23 protein-coding genes and 1 tRNA gene are annotated in these 25,541 nt (G+C 60.7%); 13 read left to right on the top strand and 11 right to left on the bottom strand.

The features are described from left to right. Positions 1 to 992 precede the first annotated feature (992 nt). A tRNA-Pro gene (locus M2366_RS01925) sits at positions 993 to 1,069 on the bottom strand. 207 nt (positions 1,070 to 1,276) lie between these two features. Here M2366_RS01925 and tadA point away from each other — a divergent pair. The 11 genes from tadA to M2366_RS01870 all read left to right on the top strand — a co-directional run bounded on the left by tadA (position 1,277) and on the right by M2366_RS01870 (position 13,710). Further along, positions 1,277 to 1,777 carry a tRNA adenosine(34) deaminase TadA gene (tadA, locus tag M2366_RS01920; RefSeq protein WP_042039743.1) on the top strand — a complete coding sequence of 167 codons (501 nt, stop codon included), beginning with the start codon at positions 1,277 to 1,279 and terminating at the stop codon, positions 1,775 to 1,777. 254 nt (positions 1,778 to 2,031) lie between these two features. Beyond that, positions 2,032 to 4,269 carry an ABC transporter permease subunit gene (locus M2366_RS01915; protein ID WP_259268807.1) on the top strand — a complete coding sequence of 746 codons (2,238 nt, stop codon included), beginning with the start codon at positions 2,032 to 2,034 and terminating at the stop codon, positions 4,267 to 4,269. 14 nt (positions 4,270 to 4,283) lie between these two features. Continuing rightward, entirely contained in the window at positions 4,284 to 5,933 is a 1,650-nt protein-coding gene (pstA, locus tag M2366_RS01910) for a phosphate ABC transporter permease PstA (protein WP_259268806.1), read from the top strand. A gap of 251 nt (positions 5,934 to 6,184) precedes the next feature. After that, a complete protein-coding gene (gene pstB / locus M2366_RS01905; protein ID WP_042039658.1) occupies positions 6,185 to 7,003 on the top strand; it encodes a phosphate ABC transporter ATP-binding protein PstB in 819 nt (272 codons plus the stop codon). A gap of 68 nt (positions 7,004 to 7,071) precedes the next feature. Next, a complete protein-coding gene (gene phoU / locus M2366_RS01900; RefSeq protein WP_042039656.1) occupies positions 7,072 to 7,782 on the top strand; it encodes a phosphate signaling complex protein PhoU in 711 nt (236 codons plus the stop codon). 111 nt (positions 7,783 to 7,893) lie between these two features. Next, positions 7,894 to 8,625 carry an AraC family transcriptional regulator gene (locus M2366_RS01895; RefSeq protein WP_259268805.1) on the top strand — a complete coding sequence of 244 codons (732 nt, stop codon included), beginning with the start codon at positions 7,894 to 7,896 and terminating at the stop codon, positions 8,623 to 8,625. A gap of 117 nt (positions 8,626 to 8,742) precedes the next feature. Next, the gene (locus M2366_RS01890; RefSeq protein WP_259269098.1) at positions 8,743 to 9,081 is read left to right on the top strand and encodes a tRNA-binding protein; all 339 of its coding nucleotides are present in this window, start codon (positions 8,743 to 8,745) and stop codon (positions 9,079 to 9,081) included. A 126-nt stretch (positions 9,082 to 9,207) separates the two neighbouring features. Continuing rightward, positions 9,208 to 10,527, top strand: a complete 1,320-nt coding sequence (locus tag M2366_RS01885; RefSeq protein WP_259268804.1) for a hemolysin family protein — start codon at positions 9,208 to 9,210, stop codon at positions 10,525 to 10,527. Continuing rightward, complete coding sequence (locus M2366_RS01880) at positions 10,524 to 11,066, top strand: hypothetical protein (protein WP_042039653.1); 543 nt, start codon at positions 10,524 to 10,526, stop codon at positions 11,064 to 11,066. The genes M2366_RS01885 and M2366_RS01880 overlap by 4 nt, the downstream gene beginning before the upstream one ends. Positions 11,067 to 11,393: 327 nt before the next feature. Next, positions 11,394 to 12,296, top strand: a complete 903-nt coding sequence (locus tag M2366_RS01875; protein ID WP_259268802.1) for a homocysteine S-methyltransferase family protein — start codon at positions 11,394 to 11,396, stop codon at positions 12,294 to 12,296. Between the two features lie 10 nt (positions 12,297 to 12,306). Continuing rightward, positions 12,307 to 13,710, top strand: coding sequence for a basic amino acid/polyamine antiporter (locus M2366_RS01870; protein WP_259268801.1), 1,404 nt, complete (start codon positions 12,307 to 12,309; stop codon positions 13,708 to 13,710). A gap of 97 nt (positions 13,711 to 13,807) precedes the next feature. On the opposite strand, the gene M2366_RS01865 is transcribed toward M2366_RS01870, so the two are convergent. The 4 genes from M2366_RS01865 to M2366_RS01850 form a co-directional block, all read right to left on the bottom strand. Further along, positions 13,808 to 14,557, bottom strand: a complete 750-nt coding sequence (locus M2366_RS01865) for an amino acid ABC transporter ATP-binding protein (RefSeq protein WP_259268800.1) — start codon at positions 14,555 to 14,557, stop codon at positions 13,808 to 13,810. Further along, on the bottom strand, positions 14,541 to 14,663 hold the full coding sequence (locus tag M2366_RS01860; RefSeq protein ID WP_259236266.1) for a hypothetical protein: 123 nt from the start codon (positions 14,661 to 14,663) through the stop codon (positions 14,541 to 14,543). The genes M2366_RS01865 and M2366_RS01860 overlap by 17 nt, the downstream gene beginning before the upstream one ends. Then, positions 14,647 to 15,618, bottom strand: coding sequence for an amino acid ABC transporter permease (locus M2366_RS01855; protein WP_306382105.1), 972 nt, complete (start codon positions 15,616 to 15,618; stop codon positions 14,647 to 14,649). Before M2366_RS01855 ends, M2366_RS01860 begins: the two co-directional genes overlap by 17 nt. A gap of 71 nt (positions 15,619 to 15,689) precedes the next feature. Continuing rightward, entirely contained in the window at positions 15,690 to 16,478 is a 789-nt protein-coding gene (locus M2366_RS01850; RefSeq protein ID WP_224432613.1) for a transporter substrate-binding domain-containing protein, read from the bottom strand. Between the two features lie 485 nt (positions 16,479 to 16,963). Between M2366_RS01850 and M2366_RS01845 the strand changes: the two genes are divergently transcribed. Next, on the top strand, positions 16,964 to 18,136 hold the full coding sequence (locus M2366_RS01845) for a GGDEF domain-containing protein (protein ID WP_259268799.1): 1,173 nt from the start codon (positions 16,964 to 16,966) through the stop codon (positions 18,134 to 18,136). Between the two features lie 46 nt (positions 18,137 to 18,182). On the opposite strand, the gene rnk is transcribed toward M2366_RS01845, so the two are convergent. The 5 genes from rnk to M2366_RS01820 form a co-directional block, all read right to left on the bottom strand. Continuing rightward, positions 18,183 to 18,578: a nucleoside diphosphate kinase regulator gene (gene rnk, locus M2366_RS01840; RefSeq protein ID WP_259268798.1), complete on the bottom strand. Its 396-nt coding sequence runs from the start codon at positions 18,576 to 18,578 to the stop codon at positions 18,183 to 18,185. Positions 18,579 to 18,788: 210 nt separating this feature from the next. Further along, the gene (locus M2366_RS01835) at positions 18,789 to 19,511 is read right to left on the bottom strand and encodes an ABC transporter substrate-binding protein (protein ID WP_259268797.1); all 723 of its coding nucleotides are present in this window, start codon (positions 19,509 to 19,511) and stop codon (positions 18,789 to 18,791) included. Positions 19,512 to 19,565: 54 nt separating this feature from the next. Further along, positions 19,566 to 20,237 (bottom strand): hypothetical protein, encoded by a 672-nt coding sequence (locus tag M2366_RS01830; RefSeq protein WP_224432974.1) that lies wholly within the window; start codon positions 20,235 to 20,237, stop codon positions 19,566 to 19,568. A 147-nt stretch (positions 20,238 to 20,384) separates the two neighbouring features. Then, the gene (locus tag M2366_RS01825; protein WP_259268796.1) at positions 20,385 to 21,770 is read right to left on the bottom strand and encodes an alkaline phosphatase; all 1,386 of its coding nucleotides are present in this window, start codon (positions 21,768 to 21,770) and stop codon (positions 20,385 to 20,387) included. A gap of 11 nt (positions 21,771 to 21,781) precedes the next feature. Further along, a complete protein-coding gene (locus M2366_RS01820; protein ID WP_259268795.1) occupies positions 21,782 to 23,191 on the bottom strand; it encodes an alkaline phosphatase in 1,410 nt (469 codons plus the stop codon). A gap of 242 nt (positions 23,192 to 23,433) precedes the next feature. Between M2366_RS01820 and ylqF the strand changes: the two genes are divergently transcribed. Further along, positions 23,434 to 24,381, top strand: coding sequence for a ribosome biogenesis GTPase YlqF (ylqF, locus tag M2366_RS01815; RefSeq protein ID WP_042044139.1), 948 nt, complete (start codon positions 23,434 to 23,436; stop codon positions 24,379 to 24,381). 190 nt (positions 24,382 to 24,571) lie between these two features. Here ylqF and M2366_RS01810 read toward each other — a convergent pair whose 3' ends face one another. Continuing rightward, positions 24,572 to 25,231 (bottom strand): DUF2057 domain-containing protein, encoded by a 660-nt coding sequence (locus M2366_RS01810; RefSeq protein ID WP_224432618.1) that lies wholly within the window; start codon positions 25,229 to 25,231, stop codon positions 24,572 to 24,574. Positions 25,232 to 25,541 lie beyond the last annotated feature (310 nt).

Here is a 25,541-nt window from a genome sequence, read left to right as displayed (position 1 = left end):
GCTGAAAATAATGAGTGTCGTCAACCTATATTTTAAAACGCCCGTTTTCATATAATAGATAAGTGTATGTTTTATATTGATTTGATTGGGTTGAGTAAAAGCTCCATTCAGATGGAAATACTCTTGTTGGGCAGAGTCACCTCGACGGTCTCTCGGGGGAAGGTGGTGCACAGCATTATGTTGCTTATTACGTAATTTAATTACGAATGCAAGGGGAGATCCCGACCTCACTCCAGGCCTGGAATAATGGCGTGTATGAGTGCGCTTTATTGAGCCCATAGGCAGCAGGGCCCTTGTCGGGAAAGGGAAAAGTCGATTTGTTTAAAACTGGGCTCCCTTGGGGGGCAGGGGGTGGCGATCCGGGGGGCTGGGTATTAGATTGAAGCGCAATAACGTAGGTTTGTATCGGATGCCAGCGAGGGCGCTCTCGACCCAGGCACAACGGCATCAGTACAATATGCTGACTTATTTGTTTTTTATGAAATATGAGACTTTTTTATCTCGGGCGGCTCATTCTGTTGCTGAGGGCGGGGTAAAAGGCCCCATGGCCATGAAGAAGGGTCAGTACTCTTCGTCCGGTTCGGCAAGATCGATGATGTCGAGCCGAACAACCTGTTCGTCATCGGGTTCTTGGGAGGGGATATGGGACTGAAGCTGGGTGGTCATGTCTGCTTGCCTCTGGGTAGATTGCAAGCCGGTGGGTCGGATCCTTACCCTGTGAGTGTGCATTCCTAGCGAGTGCCGGCACAAAGGCGCACATCCTAGCGGCTTTATGAAAAAGGCTCAAGCGGTTCTGTATATAAATCACCCCGACTCTGAGAGGACTATTCATTAAGGGGTGGAGGGCGCGCTGCTATGAGGGGTTATAGGGGCTCTGTGTGTCTGGGGATGGCGGGCCGTGAGCCGACGAAGAGGTGAGATGGGTAGCCAGGGGGCAGATGGCAGCCAAAAAAATAGCCCAGTCATGAGACTGGGCTATTTTCGGGGAATGATGGTCGGCGTGAGAGGATTCGAACCTCCGACCCCTGACACCCCATGACAGTGCGCTACCTGGCTGCGCTACACGCCGACTGCGTCAGCTTGGCTGACGGATGGGAAGTCTAATGAGATGGTCTTTGCGGCGCAAGTCCTTTTTTATCAGGGAGATGCCGATTGCTTCTTTATTGTGCAGGCGAGATGTTTCTTGGGCTCTTCGGGAGGATTTGGCATAATCGCCCCCCATTTTAATCGCCTGTTTACCCGTGTCACCGCCAAGGGGGAGAGTTTGGAAACCGAGATGTCCGCGCAGGATGAAATCTGGATGAGGCACGCCATGGCCCTGGCCGCCAGAGCCGAGGGGATGGGCGAGATCCCGGTCGGCGCTGTGCTGGTGCTGGGGGATCAGATAGTAGGGGAGGGGTGGAATAACGCCATCACGGGTCATGACGCCTGCGCCCACGCCGAGATCATGGCGATCCGCGCCGCCGGAGCGCATCTGCAAAACTACCGTCTGCTCGACACCACCCTTTATGTGACCCTGGAGCCTTGCTGCATGTGCGCAGGCGCCCTCATTCACAGCCGGGTCAAACGGGTGGTCTATGGCGCGACGGATCCTAAAACGGGGGCGGCGGGTTCTGTGTTCAACATATTGCAGGATGAACGTCACAACCACCGGATAGCGCTGCAGGCAGGGGTGCTGGCCGAGGCATGTTCCGCCCAGCTCTCTGCTTTCTTCAAGCGACGCCGCGCCGAGCAGAAGGCGGCCAAGGCGCAACAGCCAAGCCACTTGGCGCCCTGAGGCGAGAGCGGTCCCGCATCCATTCCAGGATGCTGTCATGGCCCGCTCCACTGAGCCGGCCATGGCGCGCGGGCTTGCCGCCGTTTCCCTTGGCCATGTGCGGGACTGGTTCCCATTTCGCCTCGCTATTCAACACCTTGGCAGAAGGCATCCCCTCGAATATCGGCCTCGCACAAACTCCCTCCCTCATGTAACAAAACTGTCATGCAACCGCCATATAATGCCGCCAAGCCTAGCTCACATTGAGGTTTTGCATGTCATCGGAATCGATTCACCTGATCATGGCGGGCAGCAGAAAGCGCCGGATCAAGGACAAACTAGCCAAGTATGGCGTCACCGCAGGGGGAACCCTGGTGTTGGTGGCGCTCTTGCTCATCTTCTTCTATCTGCTCTATGTGGTGAAACCCATCTTCGACGGTGCCTCCATGGCTCCGCTCTCCAGTTTCTCCTTGCCGGTCAAGGACAAGACGGCCCTGATCGGGGTCGAGGAGCAAAACGAGATAGGGTATCGCTTCAGTGACAAAGGGGAGGTCAATTTCTTCGCACTGCAAGATGATGCTCGCTTCAAGGCTGGCGAGGCCATCGGCCAGGCTCAGGTGCCAGGGGAGATAAGCGCGGTCGCGATCCCGACCCCGGGCAGATCCTACCTGACCTATGGCTTCCAGGATGGCAAGGCGCTGGTGGTGGAGCCTAAATTCAAGGTGAGCTATCCCAAGGATGTGCGACTGATTGAACCCGTGCTGGGTTACCCCTTCGGCGAAGAGCCGATCGTGGTGGATCCTCAAGGCAAGCCCCTCAGCCAGCTGGTGTTTGAGGCAGGCAAAGACAAGATGGTGGCGGCGGCATTGACCCAGGATGGCCGCGGCGTCATGGCGGTGATGAGCGGCGAGGAGAACTTCATCTCCGGTGAGGTGGAGTGGACCAACAAGAGCTACCCCATTCCGGCCCTGCCCCGCCAGGTCGATCAGATGCTGTTGACCCCTAATCTGCGCATCTTGCTGGTGCGTTCTGGCAACCGTCTCTCCGTCTATGACATCCAGAGCCTCGACGACATCCAGTTGCGCGACGTGCTCGACATCAATGCGCCCAATGCCAATGTCACCCAGCTGGCACTGCTGGCCGGGGCCTCTTCCATCCTGGTGGGCAATGATAACGGCGTTATCTCCCAGTGGTTTGAAGTCGCCAAGAACGGCAAGCGGAAGTTTACCTATATCCGTGATTTCAAGAGCGATGGCCCCGTGGCGCAGCTCGCGCCGGAACAGTTCCGCAAAGGCTTCGTCTCGGCGAGCCAGGATGGCACCATCAACTTCTTCCATGCCACCGGTGAGTCCAAGCTGCTCGACGAGAAGATAGATGGCGGCGGCTTCAATGGGGTGGCCATCTCTCCGCGTCACAACCTGCTGCTGCTGCAACAGGGCAACGAGATCAAGAGCTACTCGGTGAAGAACGAGCATCCCGAGGTGACCTGGTCCGCGCTCTGGCAGGAGGTGTGGTACGAAGGTTATCCCGAGCCCATGTATGTCTGGCAGTCTACCTCCGCCAGCAATGACTTCGAGCCCAAGCTGAGCCTGATCCCCATCTCGTTCGGGACCCTCAAGGCGGCCTTCTACGCCATGCTGTTCGCCGTGCCGATTGGGGTGGCCGGTGCCATCTACACCGCTTACTTCATGTCGGCCGGGATGCGTAAATTCGTCAAACCGACGGTGGAGATCATGGAGGCGCTGCCGACCGTGATCCTGGGCTTCCTGGCCGGTCTCTGGCTCGCCCCCATCGTCGAGGATTATCTGCCCGGCATCTTCATGATGCTGGTGATGCTGCCCTTAGGCATGCTGCTCACGGCCCTGGCCTGGCATGGCCTGCCGGGCAAGCTCAAGCAGCTGGTGCCCGATGGTTCACAAGCCATACTGCTCATCCCAGTGGTGCTCTTCATCGGCTGGCTGGCCCTGCACCTGAGCCCCATGGTGGAACACACCTTCTTTGGCGGCGACACCCGCAGCTGGCTCACCAACGAGATGGGCATCAAGTTTGACCAGCGCAACTCGCTGGTGGTGGGTATCGCCATGGGCTTTGCGGTGATCCCGACCATCTTCTCCATCGCCGAAGATGCGGTCTTCTCGGTGCCCAAGCACCTCACCCAAGGTTCGCTCGCCCTGGGGGCGACCCCCTGGCAGACCCTGAGCCGGGTGGTGATCCTGACTGCGAGTCCGGGCATCTTCTCGGCGGTGATGATGGGCCTTGGCCGCGCGGTCGGCGAGACCATGATAGTGCTGATGGCCACGGGCAATACCCCCATCATGGACTTCTCCATGTTCCAGGGGCTGCGTACCCTGGCGGCCAACATCGCGGTAGAGATGCCGGAGTCCGAAGTGGGCAGCTCCCACTACCGGGTACTCTTCCTCGCCGCCTTCGTGCTGTTTGTGTTCACCTTTCTCGTCAACACCCTGGCCGAATTCGTTCGCCAGCGTCTGCGTGAAAAATACAGTTCCCTGTAGTGAAGGAATCGACAATGGGTAAGTGGTTTAAATCAGGGGCCCCCTGGATCTGGATGACGGGCGGCGCTGTCAGTCTGAGTCTGGTTGCCGTGCTGGGTCTGTTGTTGCTCATCGGTTGGCGTGGTCTCACCTACTTCTGGCCGCACCCCATCTATGAGTGGCAGGTACAGGATGCCAACGGCGCCAAGAGCACCCTCATCGGCGAGATCAATGACAGGGAGCTGGTACCGGTCGAGCAGTTGCGGGCTTCCGGTCTGGCCCTGGCTGGGGAGGAGCGCAAAGACTTGACCCGCTACCTGGTCAAGACAGGCAACCGTGAATTCGTGGGACTGGATTTTCGCTGGGTGCTGGAGACCGACATCCTGTCTCGCAGCCAACCCAAGGAACTGGCGGTACTCGAGCGCAGCACCAATGGCAACTTCTACGGCTACCTGAGTTCGGCGCGGGAGGATGGCAAGCTCATCACCACTGACTTGCACTCCGTGCTCGCGCGGATGCTGGCACGCAGCAATCGCCTCTCCGAAGAGGCCAATGCCCTGCAAAAAGGTGACATAGGCAGCATCAACTATGAGCTCGAAAAATTGCGTCTCAAGGAGCGCAAGGCCGAGCTGGACGGGGAGCTGACCGATAGCCTCAAGGCTGACTTGGCCAAGCGGCGCGCGACCCTCAACGCCGATTACCTGGTGCTTGAGAAGCAGCTGTTCGAGCTGCGCCGCCAGGCCGATCGCGATGCCATCAAGGTGCGCGACATGCGTGGGGTCGAGGTCGAGATGCCCATGTCCAAGGTCTTGGACATCACCTGGCCCAATGAGATGAACCTGTTGGGCAAGGTGGGGCACTGGTTCCATCAGATAGGCAAGTTTGTCAGCGGCGAACCCCGCGAGGCAAATACCGAAGGGGGCGTCTTCCCAGCCATCTTCGGCACCGTCTTCATGGTGATACTGATGGCCATCATAGTGACCCCGCTCGGCGTCGTGGCGGCTGTTTACCTGCACGAATATGCGGGCAAGAATGGCCTGACCAAGCTTATCCGGATTGCGGTCATCAACCTGGCGGGTGTTCCTTCCATCGTCTATGGCGTATTTGGTCTGGGTTTCTTCGTCTACACGCTCGGTGGGTCGCTGGATCAGCTGTTCTATCCGGAGGCGCTGCCGAGTCCGACCTTTGGCTCCCCCGGGGTCATCTGGTCGGCGCTGACCCTGGCCATCCTGACCCTGCCGGTGGTGATCGTCTCCACCGAAGAGGGGCTGGCGCGGATCCCGAGCACGGTACGTCAGGGCTCCCTTGCCCTGGGGGCGACCCAGGCCGAGACCCTGTGGCGCATCGTGCTGCCCATGGCGAGTCCGGCCATCATGACCGGCCTTATCCTGGCCATTGCTCGTGCGGCGGGTGAGGTGGCTCCGCTGATGCTGGTCGGTGTGGTCAAACTGGCACCGACCCTGCCGGTGGATGGCAACTTCCCCTACCTGCATGTGGAGCGCAAGTTCATGCACCTGGGCTTCCACATCTATGACGTGGGCTTCCAGAGTCCGAACGTGGAAGCGGCCAGGCCGCTGGTCTATGCGACCTCGTTCCTGCTGGTGACCGTCATCGTCGGGCTCAATCTGACGGCTATCGGTATTCGTAACCACTTGCGCGAGAAATTCCGCTCTTTGGAACATTGATGCGGCTGTCCGGACTGATGTTGAGACAAGGGATGAACAGCATGAACCTGACCGACATCACCGGCATTCGTAGCCACTTGCGTGCAAAACTCCGGACGCTGGAGCATTAATCTGGCGTTCCGAACCGAGACAGGGGTAACCGATGTGCGGCTTGACAGCGAGCCGCCATCCTCGCTACCCACGCATTCCGGCCGCTGACACATCAGGTTTCAGCCGTCCAGACAAGAATTTGAGACTTTTGAGGTAAACAGATGATCAACGTGACGCCGACTTCGACCCTGCACAAGGCCCTGGATCTGGGCAAGCTGACCCCGGAGCAGACTGCCCTTGAGGTCAAGGACCTCAATCTGTACTACGGCAGCAAGCAGGCGCTGTTCAATGTGAATATGAAGATCCCCAAGGGGCAGGTGACGGCCTTTATCGGCCCGTCTGGCTGCGGCAAGTCAACCCTGCTGCGCTGTATCAACCGGATGAACGATCTGGTGGAGATCTGCCGCATCGAGGGCGAGATCCAGTTGCACGGTCACAACATCTATGACAAGAACGTGGATGTGTCGGCCCTGCGCCGCCGGGTCGGCATGGTGTTCCAGCGCCCCAATCCGTTCCCCAAGTCCATCTATGAGAACGTGGTCTATGGCCTGCGCCTGCAAGGCATCAGTGACCGGCGCCAGCTCGATGAAGCCGCCGAGCGTTCCCTGCGTGGTGCGGCGCTCTGGGAGGAGGTGAAGGATCGGCTGCATGACAACGCCTTCGGTCTGTCCGGTGGTCAGCAGCAGCGTCTGGTCATCGCCCGTGCCATCGCCATTGAGCCGGAAGTGCTGCTGCTCGATGAACCCACCTCGGCGCTCGATCCCATCTCGACCCTGACCATCGAGGAGCTTATCAACGAGCTCAAGACCCAGTTCACCGTGGTCATCGTCACCCACAACATGCAGCAGGCGGCGCGGGTCTCGGATCAGACCGCCTTCATGTACATGGGCGAGCTGATTGAGTACGCGGACACCAATACCATCTTCACCACCCCGACCAAGAAGAAGACCGAAGACTATATCACCGGCCGTTATGGCTAAGCGCGAGGGACAAGGATGAGGGCCCATGGCCATCCTGGGATATAATCGGACCGACAAGGATTATTTGTATGGACAATATGAATCTCAATAAACATATCTCCGGCCAGTTCAATGCCGAACTGGAGGGCATCCGCAATCAGGTGCTGGTGATGGGTGGGCTGGTCGAGCAGCAGCTCATCGATGCCATCGCGGCCATCCATGGTCAGGACCTGGAGGCGGCGCGCAAGATCGTCATCAACGACCACAAGGTCAACGCCATGGAAGTGGCCATCGACGAGGAGTGCACCCGCATCATCGCCAAGCGACAGCCTGCGGCTTCTGACTTGCGTCTGGTGATGGCCATCATCAAGACCATCTCCGAGCTCGAGCGCATTGGTGACGTGGCGGACAAGATAGCCCGCATGCTGACCAACAACGCCAACAAGCCGCAACCGCCGCTGGTATCCCTCGAGAACATGGGCCGCCGTACCATCAAGATGCTGCACGATGTGCTCGATGCCTTTGCCCGCATGGATCTGGACGCGGCCATCACCGTCTACAAGGAAGATGACAAGGTAGACCGGGAGTACGAGTCCATCATCCGCGAGCTGATGACTTACATGATGGAAGATCCGCGCACCATACCTCAGGTGTTGAACGTGCTCTGGGCGGCGCGTGCCATCGAGCGGGTCGGCGATCGTTGCCAGCATATCTGCGAATACATCATCTATTTCGTCAAGGGCAAAGACGTGCGTCACACCAAGGTGGACGAGATCAACGAGCTGCTCGGCAAATCCTGATGGTTTAAACGCCGCGCAACATCGCAAAGACGGGGCTCAAGCCCCGTCTTTGCGTCTGGGCATGGCGCTGTTAGCATGAGGCCTTCCCTTGGCCTTGATGGAGCCTGCCGGATGGAATCGTTAAGCCTGCGCCGCTACAGCGCGCAGACCACCAGTCACCGCCATGACCATGCCCAGCTGGTATTGCCCCTCGATGGCCCCCTCGAGATTGAGGTGGCGGGAGCGACCCGGCGGCTCCAGCCTGGCTGGTTGTGCGTGATTGCTCCCGGGGAGCGTCACGATTTTTCCGCCGATCCCGCCCTGCCTTTCCTCACCCAGGATGCCCACTGGCTGCCGCCGGCCCTGCTTGAATGCCCTTTCCTGCCCTTGAATGGGGATCAACGGCGTTACCTTGCCTTTATGCGCCCCCTGCTCGAGCGTGGCCAGGCCCCCCTTGGCATGGGTGAACTCTGGCTGCGCTTGCTGGGGCAGGGGCGGGGGATAAGCCCGCGTCTCAACCGGGTGTTGGTTCACATGGATGCCCATCTGGATCAGCCCCTGCCGACCGCGGAGTTGGCCGCCAAGGCCTGTCTGGGCATCAGCCGCTTCAATCAGTTATTCGCCAGCGAGATGGGCACCAGTCCGGCCCTCTACTTGCAGCGCCGCCGCCTTGAGCGAGCACAAGATCTGCTGCGGCTCACCGACCTGGCCATCGGTGAGGTGGCGGCCCGCGTCGGATACCAGAGCCAGGCGGCATTCAGTCAACGTTTTATCAAGGTGCTTGGGCAGACCCCTTCCGCATGGCGCAGGCTCCATGGCGGTGCAGGCTTGCCAAGCGAGAGCGGGGAACAACCCGGAGCATGAGCCGTTACCTGTAAAAGTGATGGTTCACGACAACAGTTCGGCGTTTGGCAACAGCAGTCTGTCCCGGCTCATGGCATGCTTGCCTGACATAAATGGCCAAGAGGCAGGATGAACAAGATGGAAGAGATAAGCTGGGATGACTTTGCCAAGGTGGCATTGATGGTGGGCACTGTGGTGCGGGTTGAGCCCTTTCCCGAGGCGCGCCGTCCCGCCTACAAGGTCTGGGTCGATTTTGGTCCAGAGGTGGGTGAGCGCAAGAGCAGTGCCCAGATAACGGCTCTCTATCGCCCCGATGAGCTGGTCGGACGCCAGATAGTCGGGGTGGTCAACTTTGCGAGCAAACAGATCGGGCCCTTTCGCTCCGAGTTCCTGCTCACCGGCTTTTATCAGGCGGATGGCGCCGTGGTGATGGCCGTGCCGGAGCGAGCGGTGCCCAACGGGGCCCGTTTGGGCTAACTATCACACTCATCGGCAGAAATCTGGTAAAATGGGACACCGATGTGGCGGCTATCATGCCACATCCGGCCCCAGAGGGGCCCAGTTAGCGTCTTGTGCCAAGACGGGTGTTGAAATAGGTTAACCATGAGTTTTGCCGATAGTTTATTTTTACTCTTGCTGCTGATTGCCGGTAGCGTGTTTTTCTCCCTTTCTGAAATTTCCCTCGCCGCCTCCCGCAAGATCAAGCTGCAGGTGATGGCCGATGAGGGGAACCGCCAGGCCGCCAAGGTACTGGCCCTGCAGGCCCAGCCGGGCAACTTCTTTACCGTGGTGCAAATTGGCCTCAATACCGTCGCCATCCTCGGCGGTATCCTGGGCGAGTCGGCCCTGAACCCTGCCATCAAGACGCTGATCGCCGGCGTCTATCAGGGACCCTGGCTTGGCCAGATAAGCTCGGCCGCTTCCTTCGTGTTCGTCACCAGCATGTTTATCCTGCTGGCGGATCTGATGCCCAAGCGTCTGGCCATGACCATGCCCGAGCGGATCGCCGTGGTGGTGGTGCGGCCCATGATGTTGTTCGTGGTGCTATGGATGCCCCTGGTCTGGTTCTTCAACGGCCTGGCCAACCTGCTGTTTCGTCTGCTGCGCGTCTCCATGGTGCGCAACGACGAGATCACCTCGGATGACATCTATGCGGTCATGGATGCGGGCGCCGCCGCCGGTGTGCTGCAGCGCGAAGAGCACCAACTGATCGAGAACGTGTTCGAGCTGCAATCCCTTGGGGTGACCTCGGCCATGACGGCCCGGGAGAGCCTCATCTACTTCACCCTGCAAGAGAGTGAAGAGAGCATCAAGGCCAAGATTGCCGAACACCCCCACAACAAGTTTTTGGTGTGCGATCACAATCTCGACAGCATAAAGGGCTTCGTCGATGCCAAGGAGCTGCTGATCCGCGTCATCAGTGGCCAGAGCATCGATCTTATCGGCGGCAATCTGGTGCAGAACGTCATCATCATCCCCGATACCCTCAACCTCTACGAGGCGATGGAGTACTTCAAGAATCACAGGGGCGATTTCGCGGTGGTGATGAACGAGTACGCCCTGGTGGTCGGCATCGTCACCATGAACGATCTGATGAGTACCGTCATGGGGGAGTGGGCTACCCACGTGGTGGAGGAGCAGATAGTCCAGCGGGATGACAACTCCTGGCTGGTGGATGGGGTTACCCCCATCACGGACGTGATGCGCTGGTTCGACATCGAAGCCTTCCCCGAGATGCAGAACTACGAAACCATCGCCGGTTTCATCATGTTCATGCTGCGCAAGATCCCCAAGCGTACCGACTCGGTCAAGTACGCGGGTTACAAGTTTGAAGTGGTGGACATAGACAGCTACAAGATCGATCAGCTGCTGGTCACCCGGATAGAGGCCACCCCGACCGAGAAGGTCACTCTGGAGTCATGATGATGCGTGCTGTTTTGCGGCCCCTGGCCGTTCTCTCACTGGTGGCCCTGCTTGGCGCCTGTACGTCCCCCGCGCCCAAGCCGGCGGTGATTGCCCCCAAACCGGTTCAGGCGAGCCAGCCGGTGGTGGTGGCCGCGCCGGACCCGGATGCGGTGGTACAGAGTGACGCCGCCTCGCCGACCCCTGTCTTCGACGAGCAGTATCATGGCCCGGATCAGGGCTCCCTGGAATCGGTCACTGCGCTGTTCGCCCGTGGCTACCTGGAGTCGGCCCTGCGTGAAACCATGCTGGCGGCGGTGCAGACCGATTATCCGCTGCTCGGCATGCGCGATGTGCGCATGAGCGATCCCGTGAGCAAGTTCCTCGGCTCAGCCAAGGCCAGTGGGCTCGCGAATGACTATCTGCGCGCCGGAGTCGAGCGCCGTCTGGGCCATCCCTTGAGCGCCGGCCAGTGGCAGCAGATTTGGCAGGGGCTGCCCAAGCAGGGGCGGGTGTCCGACTGGTCCTTGCAACTCAAGCGGGTGTTGGCGGGGCGCTAAGCCGCCATGGTTGTCGGCGAGATCCACTTCGCCAGCATCCATCTCAAGAGGCCACCCCAGGGTGGCCTCTTGCCGTTCAGGCCGCGGGTGTCAGTGATGTTTGGGTCTGTTATGGCGCCCTCCCTATTTTCCAGACTCGACCCCTCATCCATCACCATTGCCTCGATACTGCTCTGTGCTGTTCGGTCGTTCGCAGATCCCGATTGCGTCCTCTTTTGCTTTCCGTCATGATGCCTTGGCATTCTAGCCATCTAGATGTTTTGATGGCTTAATTGTTGATTCACACAATAATCACCCGCCATGACGGGGAGACGCAGAGAGACAGAGATGGAAAATAACGATGTGGTGGTGCTCGATGGTGGCATGGGTCGTGAGCTGGCCAGGCGAGGGGCACCCTTCCGCCAACCGGAGTGGTCGGCGCTGGCCCTGATGGAGGCGCCCGAGACGGTGCGCGAGGTGCATCAAGCCTATGTGGCGAGCGGGGCCAGGGTGATCACTACCAACAGCTATGCCCTGGTGCCGTTTCATATCGGGGACGAGGGGTTCGCGGCCCACGGGCAGGCGCTGGCCGCACTGGCGGGCCAGCTGGCCCGGAGTGTGGCCGATGAGGCGCATGCCGGGGTGCGAGTGGCAGGCTCGCTGCCACCGCTGTTTGGCTCTTATCGCCCTGACCTGTTCGAGCCGGCGCGGGTGCACGAACTGGCCGGGCCTTTGATCTGCGGGCTGGCTCCCCATGTGGATATCTGGCTGGCCGAAACCATGAGCCTGATCGCCGAGCCCCTGGCGCTCAAGGCCTTGCTGCCCGAGGATGGCAAGCCCTTCTGGGTCTCCTTCACCCTGGAAGATGAGACGCCAGGGAGTGAGCCGACCCTGCGCTCCGGGGAGCGGGTGGCCGATGCCGTCACTGCACTGGCCGCAGCCGGTGCGGAGGCCATCTTGTTCAACTGCTGTCAGCCCGAGGTAATAGAGGCTGCACTGCGGGTTGCGGCAGACAGGTTGCAGGCTAAGGGCCTGACCCATATCCGGCTGGGGGCGTATGCCAACGCCTTCCCACCCCAGCCGAAAGAGGCAACCGCCAACGATGGACTGGATGAGATCCGCGCCGACCTGGGGCCGCAGGATTACCTCGGCTGGGCAGAGCGTTGGCGCGAACAGGGGGCGACCCTCATCGGGGGTTGCTGTGGCATAGGTCCTGAACATATTCAGGCCCTGACCAGCCGCCTGCGCTGAGGAGCCCATGATGAAAGAGAACCGGATAGGACTCTGGTCCCTCACCGCCCTGGTGTTCAGCTCCATGGTGGGGGCGGGCATCTTCAGTCTGCCCCAGAACATGGCCGAGGTAGCCGGTGCCCGCGCCGTGTTGATAGGCTGGGCCATTACCGGAGTGGGGATCCTGGCGCTGGCCACCTGCTTCTTGTATTTGTCACGGCTGAGGCCGGATCTGGATGGGGGCATTTACAGCTATGCCAGAGCCGGTTTTGGGGATCTGGTGGGCTTCTTCTCCGCCTGGGGTTACTGGCTATGCGCCACCATCGGCGTGGTGGGTTACCTGGTGATCGCCTTCGCGGCCCTTGGCAGCGTCGTCGATACCCCCGAACGGGTCTGGTTCGGTGAGGGCAATACCCTGTGGGCCTTCCTTGGCGAGTCCTGCATCCTCTGGGCCGTTCACCTGCTGGTGGCCCGCGGCGTGCAGCAAGCCGCCCTGTTCAACCTGGTGGCGACCCTGGCCAAGAGCCTGCCGCTGCTGCTGTTCGTGCTGTTTGCCTGCTACTACTTTGACCCGCTGACCTTCGCTCAGGATCCGGTGGGCAGCACCTTGGCGGTGCCGGTCTCCGAGCAGGTGCGCAACACCATGCTCATCACCCTCTGGGTCTTTACCGGCATCGAAGGGGCGGCAGTGCTGTCGGCCCGGGCGAGAAACAAACGGGACGTGGGCACGGCCACCGTGCTGGGCGTGGTGCTGGCACTGCTGCTCTATGTGCTCATCTCCGTGCTCTCCCTCGGTATCTTGAGCCGCCCCGAGCTGGCGGCCCTGCCCAATCCCTCCATGGCGGGGCTGATGGCAAACATGACGGGATCCTGGGGCAAAGCGCTGCTCAGCCTGGGGCTCATCGTCTCGGTGCTCGCCTCCTACGTGAGCTGGACCCTGTTCTCGGCCGAGGTGCCGTTCAGCGCCGCTCGCCATGGGGCCTTCCCGGCCATCTTTCGCCGTCAGAATAAGAGAGGGACACCCATCGCCTCCCTCTGGCTCACCAGTGTGACGGTACAGGGCTGCCTGCTGCTGGCCTGGCTACTTGGCAAGGGGTACACCAGCCTGCTGCTCATCTCCACCTCCATGATACTGGTGCCCTACCTGTTGATTGGCCTCTTCCTGCTCAAGCTCTGCCTGAGGGGAGAGGGCAGGTTGCAGATGATCGCCGTGGCGGTGTTGGCGAGTGGTTATGGCCTCTGGCTGCTCTATGCCGCCGGGGTGGAATACCTGCTGCTCTCGCTGTTGCTCTATGGCCCCGGCCTGCTGCTGTTTCTATACAGTCGGCGCCAGCTTGATGGCGATCAGCGACTCAGTGGCCGGGAACGCTGGCTGGCCGGGATCACCCTGCTCGCCCTGCTGCCGGCCCTCTGGTCGTTCACGCATCCGCTCTGATGGGCAAGGGGCGCCCCCCATGTTCATGACATCGTCTGTGAAAAAGGGGAGCCATAGTGGCTCCCCTCATTGTTTATCCCGCGAATGGACTGCTGGTCTAGAGCACCTGGCTCAGGAACTGGCGCAGGCGGGAGGAGGCGGAATTATCGAAGAAGTCATCGGGCTTCTCGTCAACCAGCAGTTCACCCCGCTCCATGAAGAGCACCCGATCTGCCACCTCACGGGCAAAGCCCATCTCGTGAGTGACCACCACCATGGTCATGCCCTCGCGAGCCAGCCCCTTCATCACATCCAGCACCTCGCCGACCATCTCGGGATCCAGGGCGCTGGTGGGTTCATCAAACAGCATGATGCGCGGCTGCATGGCGAGCGCCCGGGCGATGGCGACCCGCTGTTGCTGACCGCCGGAAAGCTGGGAAGGGTAGCTGGCCGCCTTGTCGGCGAGCCCCACCTTGAGCAGCAGTGCCTTGGCCCTGTCTTGTGCCTCGGTTTTTGACAGGCCGCGCACCTTCTGGGGGGCCAGGGAGATGTTGTCCAGCACCGACAGATGGGGAAAGAGGTTGAAGGACTGGAACACCATGCCCACCTCTTCGCGCAGCTTGTTGACATTGCCAGGCTCGGTCAGGCTGATGCCGTCGACGATGATGTCACCATCATTGATGGTTTCGAGCTGGTTGAGGGTGCGCAGGAAGGTGGATTTACCCGAGCCACTCGGGCCCACGATCACCACCACTTCCCCTTCGGCCACCTGGGTGCTGACGTTTTTCAGGGCATGGACGCCGCCGGCGTAGATCTTCTCTACCCCGGTCGCCTTGATGATGGGGTCTTGCTTAGTTGCTGCGTGCATAGTTCACCTCCAGGTGATGGACCAGGAAGGCGTGGAGATTGTCGAGCACAGCCGCACTGCTCGGCTCTGGTTGGGCCTTGATGATGGGATCAGTTGCTGCGCGCATATTTCACCTCCAGACGGCGCACCAGGAAAGAGAGGGTGCCGGTGAGCACCAGATAGAGCAGCGCCACGGTGAACCACACCTCGAACGGGCTGAAGGTGGAGCTGACCACCTCCCGACCCGCCTTGGTAAGATCCGTGATCGAAATGACGGAGACCAGGGAGGAGTCCTTGATGAGATTGATGAACTGACCCGCCAGGGGAGGCAGTACCCGTTTGAAGGCCTGGGGCAATATGATGTAACGCATGGTCTGGGCCGAGGTGAGCCCCAGACTGCGACCCGCCTCCATCTGCCCCTTGTGGATGGAGTCGATGCCGGCCCGGACTATTTCGGCCACATAGGCGCCGGTGAACACCGCCAGCGCCGCCACCCCGGCGGTGAACCTGTCCAGGTTGAGCACTGTGCCGATAAAGAAGTAGACGATGAAGATCTGCACCAGCAGCGGCGTGCCGCGGATCAGCTCCACATAGCAACCGGCGAGATTGCGCAGTGCCGGGTTGGGGGAGAGGCGGGCGAGGCCGGCCAGGGTGCCGAGCAGTATGGCGAAGATGCCGGCGACCAGGGAAAGTTTGATGGTGACCCAGATGCCAAAGGCGATGGGCCCCGGGGTCCATTTCAGCTGGGTATCGAGCACATCACCGCGAAAGACGGTATCTCCTTCCGACAGGTTGGAGCCGGTGGCGGCAATGGTTTGGCGGTGGCTTGCGTCCAGATCGTCTTGCAGCACCAGGGCGCCATTTTCGGCCACTACTGTGCCATCAAAGTCGGCATAGCTGTTTTGCTGGGCCTGATAGACGATGTATTGGGGGATGCGCTCCCAGCGCCAGGTGTAATCGACCGATTGCACGGCCTTGTAGATGCCGAAGACGGCGAGCAGCATCATCAGCACGAAAACGCCGTGCCAAAGTAGTGAGCTGGGCTGTTTTTCCATCTGTTTGATGGGTCTCGGATTGAGCACAGTCGACAACCTCTTTCTTTATTGTGTGGGTCTGCGTGAGGGGCGCGGCCCGGGCCGCGCCCTCGAGAGGCTTACTTGAGCTGTTTCAACCAGTCGTTGGATTCGAACCATTTCTGATAGAGACGGTCGTAGCTGCCGTCACCCTTGATCTGGCGCAGGTAGTTGTTCATCCAGTTGAGGGTGTCCTGATCGCCTTTGCGAATGGCCCAGGCCAGGGGTTCGAAGGTGAAGGGGGTCGCCAGGTGCACCACGGCACCCTTGTTCTCGGAGGCGAAGATGGCGTTGTAGGGCAGGTCATAGATGAAGGCATCGACCTTGCCGTTGATTACTTCCAGCTTGGCGTCATCCTGGGTTTCATACTGCAGCAGGGTGGCCTTGGGGATCATGCGTTTCACCGCTTGCTCACCCGTGGTGCCGAGCTTGACCGCAATCTTGTATTTGGGATCGTTCAAGTCCTGATAGGACTTGATGCTGCCCGCCAGATCCTTGCGCAGCACTATGGTCTGGCCCACGACTATGTAGGGGTCGGCGAAGTTGACCCGCAGGTTGCGCTGGGGGGTGACCGTCATGCCACCCATGATGACGTCGAACTTGTCGGTGAGCAGGGCGGGGATGATGCCGTCCCAGGCGGTGTTGACGAATTCCACTTTGACGCCCATCTCCTTGGCGACCATTTTGGCGAGATCCACATCGAAGCCGATGTACTTGCCCTGCTTGTTGGTCATCTCGAAGGGTTGGTAACCGGCATCGAAGCCGACGCGCAGCACACCGCGCTCCAGCACGGCGTCAAGGGTGGAGCTGGGGGCCGCGTTGGCGAGCCCGCACAGCAGCAGGGTAGAGAGAATGAGTTTTTTGATCATGAGTGACGTCTCTGTCGTAAGTGTGTTCGGCCTTGAACCTGCTCCGTGCGACTCCATGGCACAAGAGACTGCTGCATCCGGCAGCAGGCAAGACAGGATTATTGTCTTGGTCGGGGCAAAAGCCCCATATGAGATTCTATTCCCCAGCCAGTGAGTGAAAAATGTACCAAAATCCGATTGTGTCAGACGACTCAATAGGTTAGTTGCACTTTTTCATCGCGGCACGGCTCATAAAACCACATGAAAACAACATATCTATCTAATGGCGTGGGTTCAAGCGTAAAAATAGTTGGCAGGCATTTTGCTGTGTGATCGGCGGGGATCTGGGCCCGAACGAACCTTGAGCGCCAGGCATCAGGCCAGCTGGCTGAGTGACGGGGCGCCAGGCGGGGCTCCTGAAAATATTTCATCGCGCCAGAAGGCTCCCTCTGTGTCTTGTCATGGGCTTCCCATATACTCAGCCATCCCCATTGCAAGGCTCGGGAATGGACACCTCAATTCTGCTCAATCTGGATGTATTCACCCTGATGCTGATGGCTCTTGGGGGCTACAGCCTGGGCTTCATCACCCTCTCCATCATCTGGTTGACCCACAGGGAGATCCCCGGTCTCGGGTTCTGGTGGTGGTCCAGCTTGTGTGCCCTGGCGGCCCAGTCGCTGTTCTTTATGCAGGCGTTCTCCCCCCATATCGCGGGGATCTGGCTGGCCAACCTGCTCATCACCCTTTGTATCGCGCTGATGCCGCTGGCCTTGCAGCGTTTCTTCGGCGAGTCGCCGAACTGGCGGGCCTTCGCGCTCTTCATGCTGGTCTACCTGCTGCTGCTCTGCTGGAGCGTGCTGGTCAACGACGAGATGGCGCCCCGGGTGCTGCTGGCCTGCCTGAGCTACATGGTGCTGGGGGCCGTGGTGGTGCTGCTCATCTGGCGGCATGGCTATCCGGCCTACCTGCCCGCCGTGCTGGTGTTTACCGTGGTCAACATACTGCTCTACGGCTTCAACCTGGTGCGGATGGGGGCCCTGCTGGGTGGCGAGGTGCGGGTGCTGATGGATCAGCACGTGGTCAATGTGCTGCCTTTTCTCTCCATGTTGATGGGCAACTACCTCTCCACCTTCGGGGTGCTGCTGCTCTGTACCCAGTACCGGGCTCTGGCCCTGCGCCAGCTGGCCACCCAGGATCCTCTGACCGGGGTCTACAATCGGCGCGGGCTGCATCACCACCTGCCCCCCTTGCTCGGCAAGGGGCCAGTCTTGCTGGCCATGGTTGACCTCGACGACTTCAAACAGATCAATGACAGCTTCGGCCATGAGATGGGGGATAGGGTGCTCAGGGAGGTGGGTCGCTACCTGAAGGGTCAGCCGGATCTGCTGGTGGGGCGCTTTGGCGGCGAGGAGTTCGTGTTGCTGGCCAACTGGCAGCAGGGGCAGGCTCATGAGCGGTGCGAGCAGTTACGCCGGGAGATAGCGGCCCTGGAGGTGGAGGGGATCCGCATCACCATCAGCATGGGGCTGGACTGGCTCTGGCCCGGCGAGGGCTTGGAGCAGGCACTGCACCGGGCCGACGGGGCGCTCTATCGCGCCAAGCGGGAGGGGAAGAACCGGGTCTGTGTCTGGCAAGCCGGCGAGACCCGGGCGTCGCCCCCGCCGGTGAGCGCCGCTTGATGCGGCGCAGGGGTCCTCGACCCGGGCGATCCGGGTCGTGGCCGTTTCAGCGGTGCAGCTCGCCGGCGCGCTCCGGCTGATAGACGACGTCCAGGATCTCGACCTCAATGTTGCGGCCAGCGGGACCGGACCAGTTGATGCTGTCACCGACCTTGAGACCGAGCAAGGCGCTGCCAACCGGGGCCAGCACAGAGATCTTCGACTCATCTCCCTGCACGTCCTTGGGATAGACCAGGGTCAGGCAGAAGGGGGTGTCGCTGTTCTTCATCTTGAAGCGTACCTGGCTGTTCATGGTGACCACGTCCGGTGGCATGTCGGCCGGCTCGCGGACCTCGGCGCGATTGAGCTCCTCCTGCAAGGCCTGATGCTGGGGTGAGTGGCCGAGCAGGGGTTCAATTCGGTCCAGATCCAGGCTGGAGATGATGAGATGGGGAGCAGTCATAGGGTATTTCCTCATGCAATAGGGTTAACGAGGCCCAGGGGGCCAAATAGATTGGGAAGCACGGATGTGATGGACGCGGCCCCCGACAGCTCGTGGGAACGACGAGGACGGGGGCTCAGCTGGGTGTGAGCAGAATGGGAAAAATCAGACTGGTTTTCATGGAGATACCATAACCATTATGATTTCCTTTGGCAATGATCCAGCCCAGGCTCAGGGAGCCTGATAGTCGTACTGAAGCAGGATGCGGGCCAGGCTGCCATCGGCCCGCATTCCCTGGATGGCATCGTGCCAGCGTTTGGCTTCCTGGGGGGGAAAGTCGGGGCTGGCGGCCAGATAGAGTGGCACCTTGGCCAGCCTTGCCCCCTTGACCAGATCGGAGAGCCGCAGCCCGGCCTCCTGCTGGGCGTAGCGCATGGTATTCCAGGCGGCGGCCCAGGCCTGGATCCGCCCCAGGGCCAGCTTGTCGGCGTTGTTGCGCTCGGCGGTGACTATCTCCAGAGAGGGAGCCCCCAACGCCTGGAGCCGGCTGTGGCTAAGGGAGTGGCGCAGCACGCCGATTGTCAGGGTGCTCGCCTCATTCAATGCCAAAGGGGTGGGGTGGTGGCGTCGATCGCTGGCGAGCACGAAGGCCTCATCGAGCAGTGGCACTATCCAGGTCAGCATCGCCTCGCGCGCCTGACTGCGTACCGGCGGCAACAACAAGACCCCGGGCCTGTGCTGGGCCTCCTGAATGGCGCGTGCGAAGGGCATCAGCTCTATCTCGATGGGTTCGTGCAAGCGACGGGCCGCCTCTTCAATGACCTCTACCGCCATACCGGTCGGCGTCCCTTGCTGGGCGCGGATCACATAGGGAGGCACCTCGCCCGCGAGCAGGGTGATCGCCTGGGCAAAGGGGCTAAGCAAGATAAACAGCAGGCAGAGCAGCAGGGACATGGCACGTCATCATGGTCAACGAGAGGCCAAGTGTACCATCTGTGGCCCATCTGTTTAGTCGAAGAAGTCGCGAATGTCCCGTGGTTGGTAGTCGGCCAGCGCGAGCCAGGGGGCCTGGGCACTGAGCTTGGCGGGGGTGAGCGTCATCTTGTAGCTGCGATAGCCATCAAGGGAGCCCGACTCGACTTGCAGGGGGACTTGCAGGCGTGCGGACCAGAGGATGCGGGTGCGCTCATGGGCCGTCTTGTGTTCATACCAGCGCGCCCCGGCCGGGGCGGCGTCCTCCAGCAAATCCATGGTGGCCAGCAGCTCAGGGTCAATCAGGAAGCGGACCTTGGCCCAGTTGGGGGTGAAGGCAACCTGGCCATACTCCTCGGGGGGCACGCTCACCAACTGCTTGTGGTAGCGGTCGGCGTAGTGCAGTTGCACTGTGCCATCCTCATCCCGGCCGACCCAGCGGGCCGCCATCTGATGAGTGAAGTGCTTGTGACCGGGCTGGCCATCATGCTGCTGGTGGTAGGCACGGGCCACTGTGATGGGGATGAGTCGCTCGCTCCATATCTGATCGCCGCGGCGTTGCCAGCGCTCTTGCCAGCTGCTTTCACGAATGACGCCATCGGCGCTGGTGGTGCGATCCTGATACTGGATGCGGGCGGCCAGGTCCGGGACATCCGGCGTGCTGGCCTGGACGGACAGGGTTGCGAGTTGCAGCAGCAACCCCATCATCAGGGCAAACGGGGGAAGCGGGGTCTTGCGCATGGGTCTCTCATCGTGGGATCCGGGGCCAAGGTTGGGCCCGGGCAGCAAAGGGGATAACGGGTAAAAGGGGCCGCCGTCGATGCGGCCCCTGCGCTGAGAGGTTGCCTGTCTCTCTTAGAGACCCAGGGCCTCTTGTATCTTGCCAAACACCTTGATGTTCTCCAGGGTGCCCTTGAAGCGCGCGCTACCGGCACCATCGGCAAACAGCATCACATCGCCGCCGCCATGGGTCTCGGATCCGAGCTTGACGCCGGTCTCTTGCAGGTAGTCATCGCTCATCACCTCCGCGCTGGTGAGGGTGGGGCGCACGTCGGCGCGGTTGGGACCATTGCCAAATACCAGGGTGGTGAAGGGCTTGCCATCCACGTCGTTCTGGGTCGAGCCATCACCATTTTTCACCAGATCCAGCACGGGGTTGCCCTTGGCGGCGTAACCGTTGATGGTCATGGTGTGGTCATGGTCTGCGGTGACCACTATCAGGGTGTCGTTCAAATCGACCTTGCCGAGCGCCGTCTTGACCGCCTCATCCAGCGCCACCGCGTCGGTCAGGGCCCGCTTGGCATTGGTGCCATGCAAGGCGTGGTCGATGCGACCCCCCTCCACCATCAGGAAGTAGCCCTGACTGTTTTTGGCCAGCAGATCGATCGCCTTGGCGGTCATCTCGGAGAGGGATGGCTGGGTATTGGCGGCGCCTTTGGCGACCCTGTCCAGTTCGTAGTCGAGGTGGGACTTGGCACTGAACAGCCCCAGCACCTTGCCGTCGCTCACCTTGGCCAGATCGCTTTGGGTGGTGACGTACTGATAGCCCTGGGCCTGAAGCTCGGCGGTAAGATCCCGGCCATCGGCGCGCCCGCCCTTGTTGCTGCTGGCATCATATGGCGTCCAGTGATTGGCACCGCCTCCCAGCAGTACATCGACCCCATCCCCCAGGGCGCTGTTGAAGCCGGCGCCCCCCGGTACGGCCTGGGCGGAGATGGCGTAGGCGGCATCTCGGTGGCAGATGTGGGCGTAAGTCGCCGCCGGAGTGGCGTGGGTCAGCTCGGTGGTGGTGACGGCGCCCACTGACTTGCCGGCAGCCTTGGCCAGCTCGAGCAGGGTCGGCACCGAGTGGCCGTTGTCCGCCGTGCAGTTGTTGATGCCCTTGTTGCCGTTGGCATCCTTAGCCGGCGCCACCGCCTGGGTATCGGCACTCATGCCAATCACCTCGTTGTTCATCTTGACGCCTGTGGTGTAGGCCGCCATCGAGGGGGCCGAATCCGTGGTCTGGGCATCATGGGAGAAGGTCTTGATGCGGGCGCTGCGGGGCAGGGACATCATCTCGAGGTTGCCCTCTTCCCCCATCTTGTAGAGGCGGGTGGCGGTGAGCACGGTCGGGCCCATGCCATCGCCAATAAAGAGGATGACGTTCTTGGCATCGCTGGCCTGGACCCGAGGCACCAGGGCCAGGGTGGCCAGGGTCAGGGCGGCGCAGATCGGTGAGGTCTTGAATCGAGTTTTCATGGGTCTGTTCCTTAGAGCTGGGCCGCAGCCTTGATCTTGCCAAAGACGGCTGTGTTATCGAGGGAGCCATGGAAGCTGTCTGCGCCCTGGCCAATGGCGCCAAGGAATACATCCGTGCCGCCGTGGGTCTCGCTGCCGAGCTCACCGATCTTGACGACCACCTCCTGGTGATAGTCGTCGGCGGAGACGGTGGCATCGTCCAGCGGCGCTACGCTGGCCCGGGAGCCATCGACGCGGTTGTAGCCGTTGCCAAAACCAATGATGGTGTAGGGCATGCCGTCGCTATCGAGCAGGTTGTCGCCGCTGACATAGTCCTTGGCCAGCCCCAAGACTCCGGGGTTGCTGGCGGTGGTCTTGCCGGTGCGCTTGGCATAGCCGTTGAGCACCAGGGTGTGGTCGTGGTCGGCCGTGACCACTATCAGGGTGTTTTTCAGCTCGGGGTCGGTTTTCTTGACCTCATCGATGGCGGCCTGGATGGCCTGGTCGAAGGCGAGGGTGTCTTGCAGGGCGCGCTTGGCATTGGTGTCATGCAGGGCATGATCGATGCGTCCCCCTTCCACCATCAGGAAGTAGCCCTTGGACTTGTCTTTGAGTTGCTTGATGGCCGCCAGGGTCATGTCGCTGAGGGAGGGCTCATCCTGAGGTCTGTCCAGCTCATATTTCATGTGACTGGCGCCAAACAGGCCGAGCAGTGGCTTGCCAGCGGCGGCGCCTTGCAGCTCGCCCAGGTTGCTGGCGAACTGGTAGCCCTGGGTCTTCATCTCCTCGATGAGGTTGCGACCGTCGGTGCGCTTGCCCTTGTCAGCCTGGGGCAGGAAGAAGCTGCTGCCGCCGCCGAGCACCACGTCGATACCATCCTTGAGGGCGGGGTTGTAGCCAGCGCCGCCCGGTACCATCTGCACGGCGATATCCGCCTCGAGATCCCTGTTGCAGATATGGGCATAGGTGTCGGCCGGGGTGGCGTGGGTGATGCGGGTGGTGGTGACCACGCCGGTGCCACGGCCATCGGCCTTGGCCAGTTCGAGCAAGGTGGTGACAGACTTGCCTGCGCTCAAAGCACAGTCGTCCTGCTGGGTGGCATCGCCATCCATGCTGATGACGCCGTTGTTGCTCTTGACCCCTGTCATGTAGGCGGCCATGGAGGGGGCCGAGTCCGTGACCTGGGCATCGTGGGAGAAGGTCTTGATAAAGGCCGTCTCCGGCAGGGTATCTATGGTGAGATCCCCCGCTTCACCGACCCCGTAGATGCGGGCGGCGGTCAGGGTGTTGATCCCCATGCCATCCCCGAGGAAGAAGATCACGTTTTTGGCGCGAGTTGTGCCCGCATCCTTGTCACCACTGTTGTTGCTGTCGCTGCTGGAATTGCAACCGGCGGCCAGGGCGGCGCCTATCATGAGTGCAATTCCTGTGATTTTTTTCATGGGTTCGCTCCTTGTAAATCCAGAGCGAAGCCTAGAGAGGCAAGATGACAGTTTGAATGAACCCAGATGACACTATGATTAAACCCTTAATGAATTGCCTTGCTAATCAATTCGTTAATATTTTCTGAGACGCCCTGGCCGCTCCCTTGGGGCAGATCCGCACCCAGGGGAGATAAGAGTCTGTCAATGTGGGGAAAAGCAGGTAAAATGCGCCCCGTTCCGAGCAGAGAAGGTGAGAGAGAATGTCGATTAACTGGTTCCCCGGTCACATGCACAAGGCCCGTAAAGAGATTGCCGAGGTCATGCCCCAGGTCGATGTCATCATTGAGATGCTCGATGCCCGGATCCCCTTCTCCAGCGAGAACCCTCTGGTGCCGGAATTGCGGGGCGATACCCCTGTCATCAAGGTGCTGAACAAGGCTGACCTGGCCGATCCTGCCATCACGGCGCTCTGGGTTGAACATATGGAAAAGGAGAAGGGGATCAAGGCCCTTCCCCTGACGCAGCAGGAGCCGGAGAAGATCAAGAATCTGCTGGCCCTGTGCCACGAGATGCTGCCGGAGCGCAATCTTGATGTGCGCGGCGTGCGCGCCATGATCATGGGTATCCCCAACGTGGGCAAGTCCACCCTGATCAACACCTTGGCGGGCCGCACCATAGCCCGCACCGGCAACGAGGCGGGGGTGACCAAGTCCCAGCAGCGCATCAAGCTCGACAACAATGTCATCCTGACCGACACCCCGGGCTTCCTGTGGCCAAAGCTCAATCCGCCCTCTTGCGGCTACCGCCTGGCCGTCACCGCCGCCATCAAGGACACGGTATTTGACTATGCCGACATCGCCATGTTTGCCGCGGATTACTTCATCAAGGCCTATCCGGATCGGGTCAAGGCGCGCTACCAGATAAGCGAGCTGCCGGAAACCGAGATCGAGCTGCTGGAGATGATCGCCCGTCAGCGTGCCTTCGTGCGCAAGGGCGGCCTGGTCGACCTGCACAAGGCATCCGAGATCCTGGTCAACGAATTCCGCTCAGGCTTGCTGGGCCGCATCTCCCTGGAGACGCCGGAGATGGTGAGCGCCGAGATAGTGCTGGCGGCCGAAGAGGCGGAGCACAAGGCCAAGGAGAAGGCCGAGCGCGAGGAAGTGCGCCAGGCCCGTGCCCGTCGCAAATATGCCAGGAAGCGCAGTTAACGAACGGTGAGACGTTTAGGTAACAGAAGAGGCGACCCCGGGGTCGCCTCTTCTTGTTTGGGTCCGCGTTGAAATCCTGTCACGGGTCCTGCCCGAAGGGGAGGGGGCCAGCATTGCTGACGCTGTTCAGGAAACGCTGGCCAACAACAAGGGGAGCCGAAGCTCCCCTTGTTGTTGTATGGCACTGGCCTTATTGCTGCTGGATGACCCAGATCTGGAAGGCTTTGCGCGTCTCGGTATCGGCCTTGTTGTACCAGCTTTGCAGCTGGGTCAGGGCTTCTGGGTTGCTCTGAGCCTTGCTCGGTGCAACTTGAACCGGGGCGCTGCTGGCGGCCATGACGGCGGCGGTGGAGACGGCGACCGTGGTTGGCTGGTTGAACGCCTTGCCCATGGTGATCAGCTCCTGCTGATAGTCACGGGTCAGCTGGAAACCCTCGACCTTGGGCAGTACGAACTGCTCGGTCTTGAGGGGCTGGCCACTGACCTTGTCTTTCAGGACCACATTCTGAGTCTTGATGAACTGCTGGGCTTCGGCTTCGTTACGGGGTTTCTTGTAATCCAGGGCCAGCTGCTGGTTGTCCTTGGCCGTGAAGTTGATGACCAGGGGCTCTGCGGTCACGAACTTGGTGTCGCTGCGGCTGGAGTAGTTACCCTCGAAGGCGACGACCAGCTGATGATCTCCCGCCTGGATCGGGAAGCTGTTGGACTTGTCGAGCAGCTTGGGATTGATAGATACGCCATCGATCAACTGCACCACATAGGGTGGGGTGACTTCCAATTGGACATTGGCCAGGGCGCTACCCGCCCACAACAGACCAGCCAGGGCCGGCACCAAAACAGTCAGTTTCATCTCTTCTCCTTGAACAGTCAGGCGATGGCCTGCTGAAAACAGGGGCCATTTTTACAGGTTTGCGCGAGGGCGGCAATAGCCAAGGGGCACCGCTCTTGCCATGGGGAACCCTTCATCTATTACCTTGTTACTCAATAGCGCGGGTGACCGGCACATGGGCTGCATGTTGGCGAGGGCTAATCGATGCGGCGACTGACGGTGACGGAGGCGGGCAGGGCATCGGCAACCCTGCCCTGTGCCGCGCTCTCATCGTGGCGAGGCTTAATCGATGTGGCGACGGATGGCGGCCAAGGCGGGCAGGGCATCGACA

The organism is Aeromonas sp. BIGb0405 (assembly GCF_024807335.1).
In the GTDB taxonomy this organism is placed as follows: domain Bacteria; phylum Pseudomonadota; class Gammaproteobacteria; order Enterobacterales; family Aeromonadaceae; genus Aeromonas; species Aeromonas rivuli.
This window is presented reverse-complemented; position numbering and strand designations above follow the sequence as displayed.

Coding starts and splice junctions, on each gene's coding strand:
- M2366_RS01820 (WP_259268795.1), bottom strand. CDS start 23,191: ATGAAAAAAATCACAGGAATTGCACTCATGATAGGCGCCGCCCTGGCC.
- M2366_RS01825 (WP_259268796.1), bottom strand. CDS start 21,770: ATGAAAACTCGATTCAAGACCTCACCGATCTGCGCCGCCCTGACCCTG.
- M2366_RS01860 (WP_259236266.1), bottom strand. CDS start 14,663: ATGCGCGCAGCAACTGATCCCATCATCAAGGCCCAACCAGAGCCGAGC.
- M2366_RS01890 (WP_259269098.1), top strand. CDS start 8,743: ATGGAAGAGATAAGCTGGGATGACTTTGCCAAGGTGGCATTGATGGTG.
- M2366_RS01865 (WP_259268800.1), bottom strand. CDS start 14,557: ATGCACGCAGCAACTAAGCAAGACCCCATCATCAAGGCGACCGGGGTA.
- M2366_RS01845 (WP_259268799.1), top strand. CDS start 16,964: ATGGACACCTCAATTCTGCTCAATCTGGATGTATTCACCCTGATGCTG.
- M2366_RS01835 (WP_259268797.1), bottom strand. CDS start 19,511: ATGTCCCTGCTGCTCTGCCTGCTGTTTATCTTGCTTAGCCCCTTTGCC.
- M2366_RS01915 (WP_259268807.1), top strand. CDS start 2,032: ATGTCATCGGAATCGATTCACCTGATCATGGCGGGCAGCAGAAAGCGC.
- M2366_RS01895 (WP_259268805.1), top strand. CDS start 7,894: ATGGAATCGTTAAGCCTGCGCCGCTACAGCGCGCAGACCACCAGTCAC.
- M2366_RS01830 (WP_224432974.1), bottom strand. CDS start 20,237: ATGATGGGGTTGCTGCTGCAACTCGCAACCCTGTCCGTCCAGGCCAGC.
- ylqF (WP_042044139.1), top strand. CDS start 23,434: ATGTCGATTAACTGGTTCCCCGGTCACATGCACAAGGCCCGTAAAGAG.
- M2366_RS01880 (WP_042039653.1), top strand. CDS start 10,524: ATGATGATGCGTGCTGTTTTGCGGCCCCTGGCCGTTCTCTCACTGGTG.
- M2366_RS01870 (WP_259268801.1), top strand. CDS start 12,307: ATGAAAGAGAACCGGATAGGACTCTGGTCCCTCACCGCCCTGGTGTTC.
- M2366_RS01885 (WP_259268804.1), top strand. CDS start 9,208: ATGAGTTTTGCCGATAGTTTATTTTTACTCTTGCTGCTGATTGCCGGT.
- M2366_RS01810 (WP_224432618.1), bottom strand. CDS start 25,231: ATGAAACTGACTGTTTTGGTGCCGGCCCTGGCTGGTCTGTTGTGGGCG.
- M2366_RS01850 (WP_224432613.1), bottom strand. CDS start 16,478: ATGATCAAAAAACTCATTCTCTCTACCCTGCTGCTGTGCGGGCTCGCC.
- rnk (WP_259268798.1), bottom strand. CDS start 18,578: ATGACTGCTCCCCATCTCATCATCTCCAGCCTGGATCTGGACCGAATT.
- pstB (WP_042039658.1), top strand. CDS start 6,185: ATGATCAACGTGACGCCGACTTCGACCCTGCACAAGGCCCTGGATCTG.
- phoU (WP_042039656.1), top strand. CDS start 7,072: ATGGACAATATGAATCTCAATAAACATATCTCCGGCCAGTTCAATGCC.
- pstA (WP_259268806.1), top strand. CDS start 4,284: ATGGGTAAGTGGTTTAAATCAGGGGCCCCCTGGATCTGGATGACGGGC.
- tadA (WP_042039743.1), top strand. CDS start 1,277: ATGTCCGCGCAGGATGAAATCTGGATGAGGCACGCCATGGCCCTGGCC.
- M2366_RS01875 (WP_259268802.1), top strand. CDS start 11,394: ATGGAAAATAACGATGTGGTGGTGCTCGATGGTGGCATGGGTCGTGAG.